This window comes from Listeria sp. SHR_NRA_18 (assembly GCF_003856515.1).
GTDB lineage: Bacteria > Bacillota > Bacilli > Lactobacillales > Listeriaceae > Listeria_A > Listeria_A newyorkensis.
Genome location: NZ_QPKR01000004.1, coordinates 20,851 through 39,499, shown reverse-complemented (window position 1 = coordinate 39,499; position 18,649 = coordinate 20,851). Strand labels below are relative to the sequence as shown.

Genomic DNA, 18,649 nt, shown 5'->3' with positions numbered 1-18,649 from the left:
AATGGGAGAAGTAGCGATTCGGGTGGCAGATCTTGATGTGTCATTCGGGAAAAAACAGATTTTAACGGATATTGGACTGGAAGTGGCGAAGGGTGAAATTTTTGGATTGATTGGTCCTTCTGGGGCTGGGAAAACGACGCTTGTGAAAGTCATTGTCGGAATGGAAAAAGGGGATTCTGGCGAGGTGACGGTGCTGTATAAGCGGATGCCGGATCTTAGTGTGATTGCCAATATTGGTTATATGGCGCAATCGGATGCGTTATACATTGATTTGACGGCGAAGGAGAACATGGAGTTTTTTGCGGCGCTGTATTCGCTTAAAGGGGCGAAACGGAAGGAACGGATTGCGTATGCGGCGAAACTTGTGAATTTGGAAGGGGAATTGAATAAGCAGGTGAGCGATTTTTCGGGGGGGATGAAGCGGCGGTTGTCGCTGGCCATTTCGATGTTGCAGGATCCTGATGTGCTGATTTTGGATGAGCCGACAGTTGGGATTGATCCGGAATTGCGGAAGTCGATTTGGGAGGAACTGGACATGTTGAAGGGGGAAGGCAAATGTATTCTCGTGACGACGCATGTGATGGATGAGGCGGAGAAATGTGATCGGTTGGCGATGGTTCGTGATGGGAAAATTATCGCGGTTGGGACGCCAGCGGAATTGGAAGCGCAGACGTCGACTGGGAAATTGGAAGATGCCTTTTTACAATTCGGGGGTGCGAAATCATGATGCGAGTTATGGCGATTGTGAAGCGGATTGCGAATCAGTTTAGACGGGATAAAAGGACGCTGGCTTTGATGTTTATTGCGCCGCTTATTTTGATTACGTTGATTAATTATTTGTTTGATGGGGATACGGTGAAGCCGAAAATTGGCGTGGAAGGTGTGTCGTCATCGATGGTAACGCAGCTCAAGGATACGGATATGTCGGTGAAGCAGTATAGTTCTGTTGGAGACGTGAAGGGGACGATAAAGTCAGACGGGCTGGATGCTTTCGTGAAGCAGGATGGCGCGGATGTGATGCTGACTTTTGAGAATAGTGATCCTGGTGTTAGTAAGCAGATTCAGATGAAATTGCAGGCGGCTTTGATGGCGGAGCAAAAGGACGCGATGAAGCAGCTGGGCGTTTCGATGCAGGAGGCGAGTGCGAAGATACAGCAGTCGTTGGCGGGAATTGCTAAACAGTATGCGGCGCAAACAGGGCAACAATTGGATATTCCGGCGGTGAATTTGAAGATTCCGGAACAGCAGCAGTTATCGATTGACACGGCGTATATATATGGAGATGCGGACACGACGTTTTTTGATACGATTGGACCGATTTTTATTGGGTTCTTTGTTTTCTTCTTTGTCTTTTTGATTGCTGGAATTTCTTTCTTGCGGGAGCGGACAACGGGGACTTTGGAACGGTTGATGGCGACGCCGATTAAGCGGTGGGAGCTGGAAACGGGATATTTGCTCGGATTTGGTATTTTTGCCCTAGCGCAGTCGATTATTGTGGCGCTGTACTCGATTCATGTGCTAGATATGGTGCAGATGGGGTCGATTTGGTATGTCTTGCTGATCACGTTGATGCTGGCTATGGTTGCTTTGACGCTCGGAATTTTGCTGTCGACGTTTGCGAATAATGAGTTCCAAATTGTGCAGTTTATCCCGATTGTGATTGTGCCGCAAGTGCTATTTTGTGGGATTTTCCCGCTGGAGGGCATGGCGGATTGGTTGCAGTGGATCGCTCACATTATGCCGCTTTATTATGGTGCGGATGCTTTGACGTCGATTATGGTAAAAGGAGAAGGATTCAGTGGTTTTGCAACGGATTTCTACATTTTGGTCGGATTTGCGCTCGTATTCATGATTCTAAACATTTTTGCATTGAAAAAATATCGTAAAATATAGGAAGGACTGGCGGCGATGGCGGAAAGTAAGGACATTCTGACGCAAATGTTAGAGGTGGCAGAGCAGGATAAAAAAATGAGTGAGAAGCAGAAAAAAATCGTGGCGGCGGCGATTGAATTGTTTGCGGAACGTGGTTTTGCAGCGACATCGACGAGTGAAATTGCGAAGCGTGCTGGTGTTGCAGAGGGGACGATTTTTAGGCATTATAAGACGAAGAAGGATTTGTTGACCTCGATTACGGTGCCGATTATGATTGATAGCGTGGCTCCGTTTTTAGCGCAGGCTTTTGTGGCGGAGGTTTTTGAGCAGGAATATCCTGATTTTCGGACTTTTTTAATGACGCTTGTTCGGAATCGGTTTGAGTTTGCGCGAGAGAATAGTCAGGTGATCAAGATTTATATGCAGGAATTGCTGTATCACGAGGAGATGCGGGATCAGTTTTCGAGGGTATTTATGGTGCATGTGAAGGGGCAGTTTGATCGGATTATTGGCTTTTATAAAGAGCGTGGGGAAATAAGTGAGATGCCGAACAGTACGATTATGCGGACGTTGATTACGAATATTGTTGGCTTTTTGGTGACGCGGTTTATGATTATGCCGAGCGCGGAGTGGGACGATGAGGCGGAGATTGAGCGGACGGTGAGTTGTATTTTAAATGGTATTAGTTAACAAAACAGGGTGGATGCGCCAGATTTAGCATATCCACCCTGTTTCTTTAGTTTTTTCTGGAATCTGCGACGATGTGAATATCGATGCCGTCTGTTTCTCGCATAATCGCGTTGACAACGGAGCCTTTTGTGAGCTCTTCCAATCGTGTTTTTACCGATTGACCCAGGATGATTTGCGTGATGTGATGTTTTTTGGCCACCTCTGTAATGACGCTGAAAATTTTGCGATTATGGTTTGTTTCAATTAGAAAATGGGCATCGAATTCATTCGCAAGTTTTTTCCAGGATTCGTATTTTTTACGTGTATAGGGATCTAAATCGCTAAGGCTCCCGGGTATGGCGGTTAGAATGAATAGCTCGGCACGCAAGCGATTGGCAATTCGCCAGCCACGCCGGATTAGTTTTTCTGCATTGTCGTCATTTTTAACGCAAACAAGAATTTTCTCATTTACGGCAGCAGCGCGGAGTTTTGCTTCGGTTTTGTCCGTTTTGTCATCGACGTCATCGGCAACTTCTCGAAGCGCCATTTCACGAAGGGCGGACAAGTTGCGTTGCGTAAAGAAATTTTCGAGTGATTGGTTGATTTTATGACTGGCATATATTTTTCCTTCACGAAGCCGTTTTTGAAGCGTTTCAGCGGAGACGTCGATCAGGATGACTTCGCTTGCTGTGTCCAAAAGATGGTCGGGAATGCGTTCACGGACTTTGACACCGGTAACGGTTTGCACAGCGTCATGTAGACTTTCTAAATGTTGAATATTGACGGCGGATAACACATTAATGCGATGATCGAGGATTTCGAGCACATCTTGATATCGCTTGCTATGCTTGGAGCCGGGGATGTTGGTGTGCGCGAGTTCGTCAATCACCACAACATCTGGATTGCGTGCTAGAATCGCTTCAACGTCTAGGTCTTGGAAAACGGTGCCTTTGTAGGGAATCTCTTTTAAAGGAATCGTTTCGAGATTACCAATCATGGCTGCTGTTTCTGGGCGATTATGCGTTTCCACAAGACCGATAACGACATCGATGCCTTCTTTACGCAAATCTTGAGCCTCTGAGAGCATCCGATAGGTTTTGCCGACGCCCGGAGCCGAGCCGATGTAGATTTTCAGCTTCCCTTTTTTCAAGCGCTCGATTTCGGCAAGGATTTCTTCTGGACTTTTACGGCGAAAGGAAAAATCAGCTTCTTCGGACATGGCGGTGGACCTCCTTAATCAAGTAGTTTTTCCAAGGCTAGATTTAGTTCAAGAACGTTGATGCGCGGTTCACCAAAAATACCGAGGGAGCGTGTTGTCGTGTTGTTTGCTACCAGTTTTTGAACAGCGTCGGGTTTTAGGTTGTTTGCTTTGGCAACACGTGCGACTTGTAAATTTGCACTGTCAACCGAGATATCAGGATCGAGTCCTGAGCCTGAATTCGTGACTAAATCAGCAGGGATATTCGTGCGTGGCATCGATGGATTTTCTTTTTCTAGACGCTTAATCGATGCTTCCACGCGTTTTTTCAGTTCTGGATTTGATGGTGCTAAATTCATCGAACCGCTTGCGCTGGCATCATTTTCAATCGATGAAACGCGGCCGTGAAAGAATTTTTCTGATGCAAAATTTTGACCGATCCATTTGGAGCCGACGACCTGGTTATCCTTTTTAATCAAAGAACCGTTCGCTTGGCTTGGAAATATAACTTGTGCGACGCCGGTTGCAGCGAGCGGATAGATCAGCCCGCAAATGACGGTGAACACGAGACATAATCGTAGTGCTTTCATCTTGTTTTCCCTCCTACATAAAGACCGAAACGGCCATATCAATGATTTTAATACCGAAAAATGGGGCAATGACGCCGCCAAGTCCGTAGACGAATAGGTTCTTTTTAAGCAGTTTGCTAGCTTTCATCGGTACATACTTGACGCCTTTCATCGCGAGTGGAATCAAAATCGGAATAATGACGGCGTTAAAAATCAGTGCCGAAATAATCGCGCTAGTAGGGGAGTCGAGTTGCATAATATTCAGCTTGTCCATGGCAGGAATCGCGATGGCAAACATGGCTGGAATAATCGCAAAGTATTTGGCAATGTCATTTGCAATGCTGAACGTTGTCAACGCGCCACGTGTCATAAGTAACTGCTTACCAATCGACACGACTTCGATGATTTTTGTTGGATCAGAATCGAGATCGACCATGTTAGCCGCTTCTTTTGCAGCGATCGTTCCAGAATTCATCGCGAGACCGACATCTGCTTGAGCCAGAGCCGGCGCATCGTTGGTTCCGTCGCCAGTCATCGCAACGAGTTTGCCGAGCGCTTGTTCATCTTTAATGACCTGAATCTTATCCTCGGGTTTTGATTCTGCGATATAATCATCGACGCCAGCCTCTGCCGCAATCGTTTTGGCGGTCAATGGATTGTCACCGGTACACATAATCGTTTTGATTCCCATTTTTCGGAGCTCGGCGAATCGTTCTTGCATTCCAGGTTTCACGGTATCTTTCAAATAAATAAAGCCGTAAACCTCCGAATCAACCGAGACAGCGAGCGGCGTACCACCAAGGCGCGCGATGCTATCCCCAACTTCTTGCATTTCTGCGGGCAAAATGCCACCAAGACTCTCGACCCAGCGGCTAATCGAATCCGCCGCGCCTTTTCGAATTTTGCGACCATCTTGTAGTGTAATGCCGCTCATCCGTGTTTCTGCTTGGAACTCGATTTCCTCAGCAATTTGCGCGTCATCACTAGGGAACGCGATGTGCATTTGCTTTGCGAGTGCCAAGACCGACTTACCTTCTGGCGTATCATCTTTTAGCGAACTTATCGCTGCAATTTCAGCTATCTCCGCCACCGAATGACCACCCACAGGCAAAAATTCACTCGCCATCCGATTTCCAAACGTAATCGTTCCCGTTTTGTCCAAAATAATCGTGTTGATATCACCGGCAGCCTCCACGGCTTTCCCGCTCATCGCAAGGACGTTAAAACGCGTCACCCGGTCCATTCCTGCAATACCAATCGCCGAAAGCAGAGCACCAATCGTCGTTGGAATCAGGCAAACAAGTAGCGCAACAAGCGTTGGAATCGAAAGCTCGACACCATTAAAACGAGCAATCGGATAAAGCGTAATCACAACGATCATAAAAATAATCGTGAGTGTAATCAGCAAAATCGTGAGCGCAATCTCATTCGGTGTTTTTTGACGCTTAGCTCCTTCGACCATGGAAATCATTTTATCGAGGAAAGATTCACCGGGATTACTCTCAATCCGAACTTTAATCGAATCACTCAGCACCATCGTTCCGCCCGTAACCGAGGCAAAATCACCGCCACTTTCCTTAATGACAGGCGCGGATTCCCCAGTAATCGCGGACTCATCAATCGAGGCAAGCCCTTCAATAATTTCGCCATCACTCGGTATCAAATCACCCATTTCGACAAGCACAATGTCCTCTTTATGCAATGTCGAGGCCGCGACTTCCTTCACCGAACCATCTTTTTGAATAAGTTTGGCCGTTGTATCTTGCTTCGTTTTTTTGAGTGAATCAGCCTGAGCTTTTCCGCGACCTTCTGCCAAACTCTCTGCAAAATTAGCGAACAAAATTGTTACCAACAAAATCAGAAAAACCGTCAACTCATAGCCAAGCGAAGCGCTAATTCCGAAGAACTGCGGAAAAAGCATTAACAACAAGACCACAAAAGTTCCGACTTCCACAACAAACATGACTGGATTTTTAATCATCGCTACTGGATTTAATTTCACAAAGCTATCTTTCACAGCAGTGAGCATCATTTCGCGGTTAAATAATACGTTTTTTTTCTCCATTTTCACACACTCCTATAAAGTTAAACTTTCTGCAATCGGTCCAAGTACGAGAACTGGCAAGAAGGTGAGGGCGCCGATAATGAGCACAACCATCACTAAAATCCCAGTAAACAAGCCATTGTCCGTTCTGAAAGTTCCAATCGTTTCTGGAATAAATTGCTTGCGCGTCATCGAACCAGCGACGGCGAGTAGCAGCACAATCGACAGATACCGACCTAAAAACATCACAATGCCGGTCGTCATATTCCAAAACGCCGTATTATCGCCAAGCCCCTCAAATCCCGAACCATTATTCGCAGCAGAAGACGTAAATTCATATAAAACCTGCGTCATCCCGTGAAAACCAGGATTGGAAATTGCATCCGTTCCTGCTGATGTAAGCAAGGCCACCGCAGTAGGGATCAAAATAATAATCGGATGTATCAGAAGCGTCAGCGTAATCAACTTCATCTCGCGCGGCTCAATTTTGCGACCGAGAAATTCCGGTGTGCGACCAATCAAAAGCCCGCATAAAAACACGCCTAGCATCGCGTACATCAACATATTAATCAAGCCAACACCGTCACCGCCAAACACCACGTTCAGCATCATTAGCGCGAGCGTCCCCATACCACCAAGCGGCGTCAACGTATCATGCATATTATTCACCGAACCAGTCGTAGCCGCCGTCGTAATCGTACTAAACAACGTAGAACCGCCAAGTCCAAATCGCATTTCCTTGCCTTCCATGCTGCCCTGCGCGTTCGAAACACCAAGCTCCGTCAACACCGGATTTCCCGCTTTTTCCGACATGAAAATAAGTCCGAGAAACACGATAAACAAGACAAACATCGCTGAAAAAATGACCCAGCCTTGCTTTTGATTTTTAGCGAAGCGACCGTACGTGTAGGTCAAGGAAGCAGGGATACACCACATCGCCAGCATTTCGAGCACATTCGTGAGCGGCGTCGGGTTCTCAAAAGGATGCGCCGAGTTAGCCCCGAAAAAGCCACCACCGTTCGTGCCCAAGTGTTTAATCGCCTCAAGCGACGCCACAGGACCAAGCGCAATCGTCTGCTTCACACCTTCCAGCGTCGTCATCACATGCGAGCTCGCCAACGTCTGCGGTACCGCGAGCCCAACCAAAACAAGCGTTAAAATAAAAGCCAGTGGCAACAATAAGCGCGTTATCGCCTTCGTGAAATCCTCATAAAAATTGCCCAGCGTCTCGCCCTTACTCGTAATCCCACGAATAAAAGCAATCGCCACCGAAATTCCAGTTGCCGCCGACGTAAACATCATCATCGTAATAAAAATCATCTGCGTCATGTTCGTCAGCGCCGTTTCCCCGCTATAATGTTGCAGGTTCGTATTCGTCATAAAACTAATCACCGTATTAAAAGCAAGCGTCGGATCAAGCCCCTTCAAACCATCAGGATTCGCCCAAAGCCCTTGCATAAAAACAATCACAAAACCAACAATCATCAAAATCCCGTTGACTAAAACGAGTGAAAAAGCATACCGTTTCCAAGTCATCGCAGGGCGCTCGCTCAAGCCAGCCAACCGAAAAATCCCGGCTTCTATTTTCTCAAAAAAGCGATTCCCCTTTGTCGGTGCCCCCGCAAAAATCTTGTACATGTAACTCCCAAGCGGCTTGATTAAGCAAAACAAAATCAAAATGACAACAACAATTTGTAAAATCTCCATGTCTCCCTATCTCCCTCAACTAAAATTTCTCCGGATGGATTAACGCATAAACCAAGTAACCCAACAACAAAATCGCAAATACCAGCATTAGTATCATCCAATAAACCTCCCACAATTCCCTAGGCTAAGTTTTAAGCTAGAGTCCAATAAAAAAACACCCCAGATTCATCATCCGCGGATCATAAGTAAGGAACCTTAACTAAACAATGCTTCATCTCCCTTTTCTTATCGCGAAATACAGGTTCTGTATCCTGTGATTCACGCCGTATGCACTTGTTAGAAATCGATTTTCAAACGAAAACATAGTTGTCGAAAAATCCCGAAACGCTAGTTATACCAGTACTTCATAAAGTGAACTATTATTTCTATTTCGAGCTATGCGACATATCATACTCCTAAAACTGAGAAAAGTAAACCATAATTTAAAATAATTTTTTGAAGCGGGGAGGGGCCACGATTTTAGGCAAAATAAAAAGACGAAGAGAAGTCCTAAAACCTCTCTTCGCCTTGCAAGTAAATCTAAGCAAACTGTTTCGAAAGCCAATTCTTACCTTCCACAAATCGGCTGACAAGCATCGCACAAACCGTGTTTCCTGTGGAATTCAATAATGTTGCAGGTATATCAATTATAGTGCTAATAATCATAATCGTCCCAACGAGCTCAGGATTGAAACCAAACACCGCACAAATCATCAATTCCCCAGTCATACCGCCACTTGGAATCGCGCCCATGACGGCACCAACAAGGAAAGCGACACCAATAATTGCAAGAATGCTCATCGGCGAAGTCATATCCTTCCCAAACAACGTGAACAGGAAGATAATCTTGATAATTCCGCCCATCACAGAGCCATCCTTATGCGTATTAGCCCCAAGAGGAATGACCGTTTCAGCGATATCATCCGGCACACCCATTTTTTTCGTCGCCTGCAAGTTAACCGGAATACACGCCGCACTCGATGATGTAGCAATCGCTGTAATCGAAGGTGTAATAACGTTTTTCCAGTAAACTTTGACACCTAGCGGACCACCCGCGATAAAAGCATACAAGGTGAAAGCGCCGAAATAATAAATAACCGCGAGTACTAAATAAAGTAAGAAAGAATTCAAATAACCATTAATAATCTGCGGTCCGAGTTTTCCAACTGTATCTGCAAAGTAACAACCAAGACCAATCGGCGCGGCGTACATAATCACCTTCACCATTTTCAAAATAACTTCCGTTCCAGCGTTCAAGAAATCAGCCACTGGTTTTCCTTTCGCGCCTGCCATCGACGTAGCGAGCCCCAAGAGGATCGAAAACACAATCAAGGGCAATAAGTTAGATTTAGAGAATAAGTCCAGAAAATCAGGCACTGTGAACGTTTTGACGATCGTCTCGCCAATTGTCGAGCTAGCCGCCTCTGGAGCAGCAGGCAAGTTCTTGATAATCTGCGTCATATCCACGCCTTTTAGCGGATTATAAATCGTCGTCCCGATAAACGCAATCACCGCAGCAATCAAAGCCGTCGTAAAGAATACCGCAAAAATAGTCCCCATAATCTTCCCAAGCCGCTTCATTCCTTGCATGTTCGCAATCGCACTCGAAACGCTCAAAAACACCAGCGGCACAATCACGACAAACATCAAGTTAAGAAATAATTCCCCAATCGGCCGAACCACCGATGTCTTATCTCCAAAAATAAGGCCAGCCGCACCTCCGACGATAATTCCAGCGATTAAGAATAAGCTGAATGCGTAGTTTTTCAGTATTTTCATATGTAGTAAACCTCCCTTTATCTTTTTCTAGAATAGCATTTTAAAGCACGAAAGGGAAGCGCTTTTTAAAAGAAGTGCAAAAGAAAACCTCCCATCCTAAAAGTTTCTTAGAACGGGAGGTTGGATGATTATTTAGTTTCAGTCGAAGTGCCGTCTGTACTATCTTTGTCTGTGCTGATTGTTTTATTCTTGTTGTTATAGTTGTACTTCGAAGGATCTGTTTTCTTGAAGCCTTCCGGTGTGTAGAAACGAAGCAGGTCGCCTTGTAACACTTCATCGGAAAGTTCGAGCTCTTTAGCTACATTGTCTTTCATTGCTTTCATAGCGTCCGTCTCAGTTGTGATTTCCTCGCCTGTTTTCTGATTGTAGAACTTGCCACCAATCATCGAGTAAGCAGGAGTAATGAAATCGCCGTTTCGGAATGGCACGACTTGTTTCGCATCTTTAGAAAGCAGGTCATTACCTAATTGGACGTAGTTTTTCGTATCCGTACCTAGCAAGTGAAGAAGCGTAGGTAAAATATCGATTTCACCGCCGTACGTATCTTTCACGCCACCTTCCACACCAGGAACACGAACCATGAATGGTACACGTTGCGCTTGAGCGTTTTGGTAAGCATCGTAATCCGTACCAAGCACTTTACTCATAGCCTGCGCGTGATTATCAGAAATACCGTAGTGATCGCCGTACATCACGATAACCGAATTCTCATACAAACCGCTATCCTTCAAATACTGGACAAAACTTTTCACAGATTCATCTAAATAACGCGCAGTTTGGAAGTAGCTATCCACGGAAGCATCACCAGTCTCTGCTGGTTTAATCGTTGCTTCTTCCTCCGAAATCGGATAAGGGAAGTGGTTCGTCAGCGTGATAAACTTCGCGTAAAACGGCTGTTTCAGTGTTTGAATATACTTCTCTGATTCTTGGAAGAAAGGCTTATCTTTCAAACCGTAGTTGGAAACATCTTTTTCATTCATGTCATAATAACTGGCATCGAAGAAATGATTATAACCGAATTGCTTGTAAATTTCGTCGCGATTCCAGAAACTCTTATAGTTACCGTGGAAAACCGCTGAATCATAACCTTGCTGACCTAAAATCGCAGGCGCTGATTGATACGTATTCTTACCTTTTGTTGAGAAGGCAGAACCTTGTGGAAGTCCGAATAAAGAATTCTCAAGCATCATTTCGGCATCGGAAGTTTTTCCTTGTCCAGTTTGATGGAAGAAATTCGTGAAGCTAAATGTATTTTTGTCCTTAAAGAACGAGTTGATAAATGGCGTAACTTCTTCACCATGAAGCTTGTAACCAATCAAGAACTGCTGGAAACTCTCCAAGTGAATGTAAATCACGTTTTTGCCTTTCGCTTTACCAAAGTATTCTGGATTTGGCGCGGCATAATTCGATTTCGTATAGTTCAACACGGCATTGACATCGCTACTATCAGCAAGGGCACGCTGGGTCGAGTTCTGTGTACTTTTCACTGCATCATACAGCTGGAAGTTCGTCATACCAAGATATTTCACAATATACGTCCGGTCAAAAGTACGCGTTAACAGCTCCGGACGATCGATTTCAGCAAGACCTAAGTTAGCAAAGAACATCGCCACACCTAGCGTCAACACACCAACCGTTTTACGAGCACGAATACGCGCTTCTTTATTTGGTTTCACAACGCGGAATACCAATAAACCAATCAGGAAAACGATATCCAAGAAGTAAAGCGCATCGGTCCAGTTCATTAAAGCGCCGATACTACCACTTTGTTCGCCAAGGCTTGACGCCTCTTTAATGTTTGGCAGTGTAATAAAATCACTGAAGAACCGGTAGTAAACCATGTTCGCAAACAAGACGATAGTCAATAGTAGATCGATGATAATAATCCAGACAAACGAGCGTCGACCTTTCGCAAATAAGGCAAGTCCCATAAAGAACACAGCCGAACTCAGCGGATTAATAAGTAATAAAAATTGTTGCATAGCATTCTCGATACCAAGATTAAATTCCGTTTGATAAGCAATATACGTTTTTAGCCAGAATAGAATGACGGCTAGAATAAAAAATCCGTAGTTCTTACTTAAGAAGCTGAGGACTTTTTGTTTCCATTCGTTCATAGTTCACCTCTCCTAATACTCTGTGTGAGTAAGTACTTTCATCTTTAATAGAATAAAAAAAACTGGGCTCTATATGTAAGAAGCGTTACGCTAATTCCAAACCCACGTTAATCTAATTGTAACATAACTTTAACAAAAACAAAACTAAAAAACATGCGTCTAGAGACCGAGTTCATCTAGGAATGCCTCAACGGCGCGGAATATCGATGCTCGGAGGGGGAATCTTGGGTGGTTTATTTGGAAATAGACTGGGGAATATAGGAAGGAGATTACGTGTATAATAAAAACGTAGAGAATAATATCGAACACTTTTCTAGGTTGCATTTGACACTAAACCTACTATATAATAAAAAGAACAGCAAGGAGGAATATATATTGAAGAAAACGATTGCCATTATCATTTTAATAGTCGGGTTACTTCTTGTACTTTCGCCGTTCATTAAAAGCGGGATTGTGAAGTACCTAAGTGGACGGGACTCGGTAACGAATTACAGTGCAGAAACGCTTGAAAAAAATAATAACAGAGACGCGAACTTTGATTTTGCGAGCGTCGAATTGCCCTCGATGACATCGGTGGTGAAAGGTGCCGCAGATTATGACAAAAATGCCGTTGTAGGCTCGATTGCCATTCCGAGCGTTGACCTCAGTTTGATGGTCTTAAAAGGGACAAACACAGCGAACCTACTTGCTGGTGCGACGACAATGCGATCAGATCAGGTGATGGGGAAAGGAAATTACCCACTTGCCGGACATCATATGCGCAACGGTTCGATGCTATTTGGCCCAGTAATGAATGTGAAAGAAGGCGCCAAAGTATATTTGACCGATTTGACGAATCTGTACACCTATGAAGTAACGAACACAAAAATCGTGAAAGATACAGAAGTCGGCGTGATTGATGATACGGAAGAACCGCAGATTACGCTAGTCACGTGTGATGTTGCGACAGAGACCGATCAACGTTTTATCGCGACAGGGAAATTGGTTTCGACAGAGAAGCTAACGAAAGAGAAGAAAGAAAAATATTTTGAATAAGATTTTTAGAATGCGTCACATGGGATTTTTATTCTGTGTGGCGTGTTTTTTTGTTGGGATTATTTTTCGTAAAACTATTTTCCTAGTTCAATCAACTATAGTTCTTAATAATTGTTAAAGAAAGCGCCTATGATATTAAATATATCCTAAAGAAGGTTCATATGGCATTGCTTAGATGAGAATTTTGAGGTACTTTTAGTATGAAGTCTTGGAAAATAGATGAAGCGAGGGGGTTGGGAAAATGAGTAACAGCTACAAAGTCAATAAAAGGCATTCAAATTTAAGTGGTAATATGAAAAAGAAAATATTTGTAGTTGTAGCGCTAAGCGTGATCTTAGTTTATTTAGGTATTTCTTTCAGTCAACCACCAATTCTTAAGGGCGGTAGTGAAAATTGGTGCATAGTTTATAAACCGAGAAAAGGTGACGAGGAAGATACTGAGAAATATCCATGGGTAGGCGTAATGAAATGGAAGAAATTAAGTAAAGTTGAGTTATTAAAAGTTGAACAGCTTGATGGCAGAAAAACATATCCTTTATTCGACAAAGAAATGCTAGCAGTTGAATCAGGTAACTTTAATGGGAAGAAATTAGTGGATAATGAAACGTTTTATAATCCGCCTAAAAAAACTGATTTGAGTGATGGGATAACGTTTAAATTGACGTGGAAGAAATATGGTGAAATAAAGTCAGAGCTTGTAGTTTTACACTGGAAGAGAAGGTTTTTCGTGACATCATTATTTTAGCGGCAGAGGATTTGAATTATTAGATAATGGAGAGCTTTGTTAGGATAAAAAAGAAATATCGCTGGTTCCTTGTGATTATTTTTATGAGCGGCTGGATAACCTACTCTTTACTGCAACCAGTTATTGTATATTCAAAAGGAGAGTATTGGAAAGTTGTATATAAACCGAGAGCTGCGGGGGTGACGGATTCAACAGAGTGTCCTTGGAGTGGCTATATAAAGTGGTGAGGCCATAGAGAACCAAGAGTGTTACGAGTAGATATGATGATGGGTAGCGAATTAGTTAATTTCCTTGAAGAGCATGATCTGAAAAATGAAAAGATGGCAATTTTGACGGACGAGCTATCTTTGATCCTGAAACACTTTACAATGGTCCAGATATCAGCAGTGTTTAGGCAATAAAAATGGCTTGGGAGAAAGATGGAAAAAACTATGAAGAAGTCGTGAAATTAAAAATGTATAAAAGAATCTTCATTCCGTTTTTCTGAAGGGTCTCGATTGTTATCTACCTTGGAGGTGAAATTTTGAAAAAAGTTGTGAAAATACTCGGTGTGATTGTGATAGCTTTCTTAGTAGTTTTCGGCGTTTATCTATACAAGAAAAATGTAGCGGAAAATGCGATTGATGCTTATATCGCGGAATATGGTATACCTCAGAGCGCAATCAGAGATGAATCTTTTGGCTATGCGAATGCGCCACCGGGGTTTGTGAAAATTGTGTACTCCAAGAACGAGGGTGATGATATCCGTTATATATTCCAATACATTTCAAAGGAAAAACGTGTAGATTATAGCGCATATATAAAAGGAACGGAGGTTGGCATAGATGATCCTAGAACCAAGGAACTAAAATACCAACCGCCAGCCTCAATGCAAAATCAATAACTGAAATAGGTAATAAGAAGAGAGCAGGTCATGAAAAAGATGGCGTGTTTTTTTCAGTCGCAAAATCTACCCTCCACCTCCATTTTAGTGTATGATAAATAGGTAAACTAAATCGAGAGAGGACGTGGCGGCATGAAGTTGACTGTGTTTGGTCATTGGGGTGGCTTTCCGAAAGTGGATGAGGGAACGTCAAGTTATTTATTGGAAGAGGATGGATTTAAATTATTGATTGATGTCGGTGCGAGTGCCGTTTCTATTATGCAGAATTATGTGGATCCGAACGAGATTGATGCGGCGATTATTTCGCATTATCATCCGGATCATGTGGCGGATGTTGGGATTTTGCAGCATTATCGTTTGATTGGTGGGATGAACGCGGATGTTCCGGTGTTGCCGATGTATGGGCATGACGAGGATGCGCGTGGTTTTTCTTATCTTTCGATGCCAAATGTCTCGGAGGGTATGGCGTATGATCCGAACAAGCCGCTCCACGTTGGGCCTTTTGCGATTACGTTTTTGAAGACGGTGCATCCGGTTGTTTGTTATGCGATGCGGATGGAGGCGAACGGGAAGGTGTTTGTATTCACGGCTGATTCGGCGTATCAGGAGTCGTTTGTTCCTTTTGCGAAGGGGGCGGATTTGTTGATGGCGGACACGAATTTTTATAAGGATTTGGCTGGGAAAAGTCAGATTCATATGGCGAGTACGGAAGTTGGAAAATTGGCGCAGGATGCTGGCGTGAAGACGTTATTGTTATCGCATTTGCCGCAGTTTGGTGAGTTGGCGACGCTAAAAGCAGAAGCGGCGTCGGCATTTGATGGGCAAATTGTGTTGGCTGAAAAAGGCCTGATTATCGAGTTTTAAGGAGGAAGTAAGGCGTGTATTTTATTGATAATAAGAATGTGTTGGATCCGACGATAAATTTGGCGGTGGAAGAGTTTATTTTGACGGAGCTCGATTTGGACGAGCCGGTGTTGCTTTTCTATATTAACCAGCCGTCGATTATTATTGGGCGGAATCAGAATACGATTGAGGAAATTAATACGGAATATGTGGCGGCAAATAACGTCAAGGTTGTGCGTCGTTTATCGGGCGGTGGCGCGGTTTATCATGATGAGGGGAATCTGAATTTCAGCTTTATTACGAAGGATGATGGGGATTCGTTCCACAACTTCGCGAAATTTACGGAGCCGATTGTGACGGCGCTTAAGAAGCAAGGTGTGAATGCAGAGTTGAAAGGGCGCAATGATTTGCTGATTGATGGCTTCAAAGTGTCTGGGAATGCGCAATTTGCAACGAAGGGCAAGATGTTTTCACATGGAACGTTGATGCTTGATCTGAATTTGGATCATGTTGTGGCGTCGCTGAAGGTGCGCAAGGATAAGATCGAATCGAAGGGCATTAAGTCGGTGCGTAGCCGGGTTGCGAACATTTCGGAGTTCATGGAAAACAAGATGACGACGGAGGAGTTTCGCGATTTGTTATTGCTCGATATTTTCGATGTGGAGAATGTCGCGGATGTGAAGGAGTATGTGCTCACGGAGGCGGACTGGGAGAAGATTCATGCGATTTCTGAGAAGCGTTATAATAACTGGGATTGGAATTATGGCAAGTCACCTAAGTTTAACTTGGAGCGGACGAAGCGCTTTCCAGTCGGTGGCATCGATGTGCGTCTTGACGTTGTGAAGAGCGTGATTGCGGACGTGAAAATTTTCGGTGATTTCTTCGGGGTTGGTGATGTGACGGAGATTGAGGATAAGCTTCGTGGTGTCAATTACGAGCGAAAAGCGATTGAAAAAGCGTTATCCGATGTGGAGATAAAACATTATTTTGGTAACATTACAATGGAAGATTTTTTAGATTTGGTTTATTAAATAGGACGGGAGAGTCTAGGCTACGGCGCTTAGGCTCTTTATTTTGGACGTATTTCTAAAAATATGAAAATGTTATATATTTTACTGGTGGTATTATTTTCAAAAAGGGAAGAAATCTGGTATATTAGAAATAAGGAAATTAGGTTTGACGGTTTCCGATTGACTTCATAATGAACGCGACAGAATGATTTTTTTGTTTTGAGAAAGAGAAAAAACAGATTATTCAAAAAGGGTGTGGTGAAGTGAGCAATAAATTGCAGATCGGGAACATGTCAGAAGCGGATACATATTTATTTAATACGGGGAGTCATTTTCAGAGTTATCAGCTGATGGGATGTCAGTTTGCAGTTGATGGACGCGGTAAGGAAGGATTCTCGTTTCGTGTCTGGGCTCCTAACGCGAGGGGAATTGCCATTGTGGGCGATTTTTGCGATTGGGATGCTGGAATGAAATTGAGGAAAATTGGTGAGACTGGGATTTGGGAAGGGTTTTCGACGGATGCGGAGCCGGGACAGCATTATAAGGTTCTGGTGGAAGATGCGAATGGGCACAGGAAATTAAAAATGGACCCGTATGCATTGGCGTTTGAGACGAGGCCGAAAGATGCGGCGGTTGTGACGAAATTACCGGATTTTAAGTGGTCGGATGGGCGCTGGATGGCGAAGCGGAAGCGCAAAAGTGTGTATCAGGCGCCGCTGAATATTTATGAGGTTCATGCGGGTTCTTGGCGGAAACCACAGGATGGCAGAGATGCGGAGTTTTACACGTTTTCGGAACTTGCGGAGACGTTGATTCCTTATGTGGCGGAGATGGGCTTTACGCATATTGAGTTTATGCCGCTCATGGAACACCCGCTGGACGCGTCTTGGGGCTATCAGATTACGGGATATTATGCATTGTCGGCGCGTTACGGGAGCTTGGAAGATTTTATGGGCTTTGTGGATGCGTGTCATGCGGCGAATATTGGCGTGATTATGGACTGGGTGCCGGGGCATTTTTGCCGGAATGATAATGCGTTGTCTTATTTTGATGGGACGCCGCAATTTGAGTATTGGAAGTCGTTTCAGGCGGATAATGTGCGCTGGGGAACGCTTAATTTTGACTTATCTAAGGCTGAGGTGCATAGTTTTTTGATTTCGAATGCGCTGTTTTGGATTGAGATGTGCCATTTGGATGGTTTGCGTGTCGATGCGGTGTCTGCCATGATTTATTTGGATTATGACGATGGGTATTGGGAAGCGAACGAGGATGGCGGCAACGTGAATAAGGCGGGTGTCGCTTTTGTTCAAAAGTTAAACACCGAGGTTTTTAAGCGGTATCCGGATATGTTGATGATCGCGGAGGAAAGTACGGCTTATCCTGCTGTGACGATGCCTGTGGATGCGAACGGACTTGGTTTTAATTATAAGTGGAATATGGGTTGGATGAACGATATTTTGAAATTTTTCGAGATGGACCCATTGTTTCGCAAGGATCATTTTAACCTCGTGACGTTTTCGTTTATGTATATGTTTAAGGAGAATTATATTTTGGCGCTGTCCCATGATGAAGTGGTGCATGGCAAGAAGTCGATGATGCACAAAATGCCAGGCGATCGTTATAATCAATTTGCTGGGATCCGAACGCTGGAGGCGTTTTTGATGACGCACCCTGGGAAAAAATTGAATTTCATGGGCAATGAGACGGGGCAATTTTTGGAATGGAAGTTTGCGGAGGAATTGGAATGGACGGATTTGGAGCAGGATTTGAATCACCAGTATCAGTTTTTTGTGCGGACGTTGAATGAGATTTATGTGGAGCATCGGGCGTTGTTTGAGCTGGATCATGATCCGGCAGGAATGGCGATTTTGGATGCGGATAATCGGGATGAGTCGTTGTTGACGTTTATTCGCCAAGGTGTAAAGCCTCGCGATTTCTTGATTGTGGCGTGTAATTTTGTGCCAGTGGAAAGACAGCGGGTGCGGATTGGCGTACCTTATGAAGGGATTTACGAGGAGCTATTGAATACGGAGTCGCATGATTTTGGCGGAACGTGGCATGTGGCTCAGCCGGAAATGCGCACGAGTCATGAGGGGCATAACGGGCAAGCCTATAGTATTGAAGTAATAATGCCAGCAATGAGTGTACTGATTATAAAACCGAAACGGATAAAAGGATATAAAAAAGGGCGGTGAGAGG

The 18,649-nt window shown here is 44.1% G+C and carries 16 protein-coding genes; 9 read left to right on the top strand and 7 right to left on the bottom strand.

The window, feature by feature from the left end:
- The first annotated feature begins 1 nt into the window (after window position 1).
- From DUK53_RS07225 to DUK53_RS07215, 3 genes are read left to right on the top strand one after another with little or no spacing between them, the layout of a single operon-like run.
- Window positions 2–727 (top strand): ABC transporter ATP-binding protein, encoded by a 726-nt coding sequence (locus DUK53_RS07225; RefSeq protein ID WP_036132792.1) that lies wholly within the window; start codon window positions 2–4, stop codon window positions 725–727.
- The gene (locus DUK53_RS07220) at window positions 727–1,893 is read left to right on the top strand and encodes an ABC transporter permease (RefSeq protein ID WP_036089238.1); all 1,167 of its coding nucleotides are present in this window, start codon (window positions 727–729) and stop codon (window positions 1,891–1,893) included. Before DUK53_RS07225 ends, DUK53_RS07220 begins: the two co-directional genes overlap by 1 nt.
- A 15-nt stretch (window positions 1,894–1,908) precedes the next feature.
- The gene (locus DUK53_RS07215; protein WP_036132790.1) at window positions 1,909–2,562 is read left to right on the top strand and encodes a TetR/AcrR family transcriptional regulator; all 654 of its coding nucleotides are present in this window, start codon (window positions 1,909–1,911) and stop codon (window positions 2,560–2,562) included.
- Between the two features lie 46 nt (window positions 2,563–2,608).
- On the opposite strand, the gene kdpDN is transcribed toward DUK53_RS07215, so the two are convergent.
- The 7 genes from kdpDN to ltaS all read right to left on the bottom strand — a co-directional run bounded on the left by kdpDN (window position 2,609) and on the right by ltaS (window position 11,934).
- Window positions 2,609–3,760 (bottom strand): KdpD-like non-kinase potassium sensor, encoded by a 1,152-nt coding sequence (gene kdpDN / locus DUK53_RS07210; protein ID WP_036089185.1) that lies wholly within the window; start codon window positions 3,758–3,760, stop codon window positions 2,609–2,611.
- A gap of 14 nt (window positions 3,761–3,774) precedes the next feature.
- Entirely contained in the window at window positions 3,775–4,329 is a 555-nt protein-coding gene (gene kdpC / locus DUK53_RS07205; protein WP_036089183.1) for a potassium-transporting ATPase subunit KdpC, read from the bottom strand.
- A gap of 13 nt (window positions 4,330–4,342) precedes the next feature.
- A complete protein-coding gene (gene kdpB / locus DUK53_RS07200) occupies window positions 4,343–6,373 on the bottom strand; it encodes a potassium-transporting ATPase subunit KdpB (RefSeq protein ID WP_036132788.1) in 2,031 nt (676 codons plus the stop codon).
- Window positions 6,374–6,385: 12 nt separating this feature from the next.
- Window positions 6,386–8,059 (bottom strand): potassium-transporting ATPase subunit KdpA, encoded by a 1,674-nt coding sequence (gene kdpA, locus DUK53_RS07195; protein ID WP_036132786.1) that lies wholly within the window; start codon window positions 8,057–8,059, stop codon window positions 6,386–6,388.
- A 19-nt stretch (window positions 8,060–8,078) separates the two neighbouring features.
- Window positions 8,079–8,147 carry a K(+)-transporting ATPase subunit F gene (gene kdpF / locus DUK53_RS18010; protein WP_368665717.1) on the bottom strand — a complete coding sequence of 23 codons (69 nt, stop codon included), beginning with the start codon at window positions 8,145–8,147 and terminating at the stop codon, window positions 8,079–8,081.
- 431 nt (window positions 8,148–8,578) lie between these two features.
- A complete protein-coding gene (locus DUK53_RS07185; RefSeq protein WP_036089180.1) occupies window positions 8,579–9,817 on the bottom strand; it encodes a dicarboxylate/amino acid:cation symporter in 1,239 nt (412 codons plus the stop codon).
- A gap of 128 nt (window positions 9,818–9,945) precedes the next feature.
- The gene (gene ltaS, locus DUK53_RS07180) at window positions 9,946–11,934 is read right to left on the bottom strand and encodes a lipoteichoic acid synthase (RefSeq protein ID WP_036132784.1); all 1,989 of its coding nucleotides are present in this window, start codon (window positions 11,932–11,934) and stop codon (window positions 9,946–9,948) included.
- A gap of 372 nt (window positions 11,935–12,306) precedes the next feature.
- Here ltaS and DUK53_RS07175 point away from each other — a divergent pair, with 372 nt between their 5' ends.
- From DUK53_RS07175 to glgB, 6 genes are all read left to right on the top strand, one after another.
- A complete protein-coding gene (locus DUK53_RS07175) occupies window positions 12,307–12,969 on the top strand; it encodes a class A sortase (RefSeq protein ID WP_036132934.1) in 663 nt (220 codons plus the stop codon).
- Between the two features lie 241 nt (window positions 12,970–13,210).
- Window positions 13,211–13,714 carry a hypothetical protein gene (locus tag DUK53_RS07170; protein ID WP_036132782.1) on the top strand — a complete coding sequence of 168 codons (504 nt, stop codon included), beginning with the start codon at window positions 13,211–13,213 and terminating at the stop codon, window positions 13,712–13,714.
- Window positions 13,715–14,237: 523 nt separating this feature from the next.
- A complete protein-coding gene (locus tag DUK53_RS07165) occupies window positions 14,238–14,597 on the top strand; it encodes a hypothetical protein (RefSeq protein WP_052164997.1) in 360 nt (119 codons plus the stop codon).
- Window positions 14,598–14,729: 132 nt separating this feature from the next.
- A complete protein-coding gene (locus DUK53_RS07160; RefSeq protein WP_036132781.1) occupies window positions 14,730–15,461 on the top strand; it encodes an MBL fold metallo-hydrolase in 732 nt (243 codons plus the stop codon).
- Between the two features lie 14 nt (window positions 15,462–15,475).
- Window positions 15,476–16,471, top strand: a complete 996-nt coding sequence (gene lplA, locus DUK53_RS07155; RefSeq protein ID WP_036132780.1) for a lipoate--protein ligase — start codon at window positions 15,476–15,478, stop codon at window positions 16,469–16,471.
- 242 nt (window positions 16,472–16,713) lie between these two features.
- Window positions 16,714–18,645 (top strand): 1,4-alpha-glucan branching protein GlgB, encoded by a 1,932-nt coding sequence (gene glgB, locus DUK53_RS07150; RefSeq protein ID WP_201740719.1) that lies wholly within the window; start codon window positions 16,714–16,716, stop codon window positions 18,643–18,645.
- Window positions 18,646–18,649: the final 4 nt, after the last annotated feature.

Bases quoted from the DNA above. Each gene is read 5' to 3' on its own strand.
- DUK53_RS07225 (WP_036132792.1), top strand. From the start codon at position 2: ATGGGAGAAGTAGCGATTCGGGTGGCAGATCTTGATGTGTCATTCGGG.
- DUK53_RS07220 (WP_036089238.1), top strand. From the start codon at position 727: ATGCGAGTTATGGCGATTGTGAAGCGGATTGCGAATCAGTTTAGACGG.
- DUK53_RS07215 (WP_036132790.1), top strand. From the start codon at position 1,909: ATGGCGGAAAGTAAGGACATTCTGACGCAAATGTTAGAGGTGGCAGAG.
- kdpDN (WP_036089185.1), bottom strand. From the start codon at position 3,760: ATGTCCGAAGAAGCTGATTTTTCCTTTCGCCGTAAAAGTCCAGAAGAA.
- kdpC (WP_036089183.1), bottom strand. From the start codon at position 4,329: ATGAAAGCACTACGATTATGTCTCGTGTTCACCGTCATTTGCGGGCTG.
- kdpB (WP_036132788.1), bottom strand. From the start codon at position 6,373: ATGGAGAAAAAAAACGTATTATTTAACCGCGAAATGATGCTCACTGCT.
- kdpA (WP_036132786.1), bottom strand. From the start codon at position 8,059: ATGGAGATTTTACAAATTGTTGTTGTCATTTTGATTTTGTTTTGCTTA.
- DUK53_RS07185 (WP_036089180.1), bottom strand. From the start codon at position 9,817: ATGAAAATACTGAAAAACTACGCATTCAGCTTATTCTTAATCGCTGGA.
- ltaS (WP_036132784.1), bottom strand. From the start codon at position 11,934: ATGAACGAATGGAAACAAAAAGTCCTCAGCTTCTTAAGTAAGAACTAC.
- DUK53_RS07170 (WP_036132782.1), top strand. From the start codon at position 13,211: ATGAGTAACAGCTACAAAGTCAATAAAAGGCATTCAAATTTAAGTGGT.
- DUK53_RS07160 (WP_036132781.1), top strand. From the start codon at position 14,730: ATGAAGTTGACTGTGTTTGGTCATTGGGGTGGCTTTCCGAAAGTGGAT.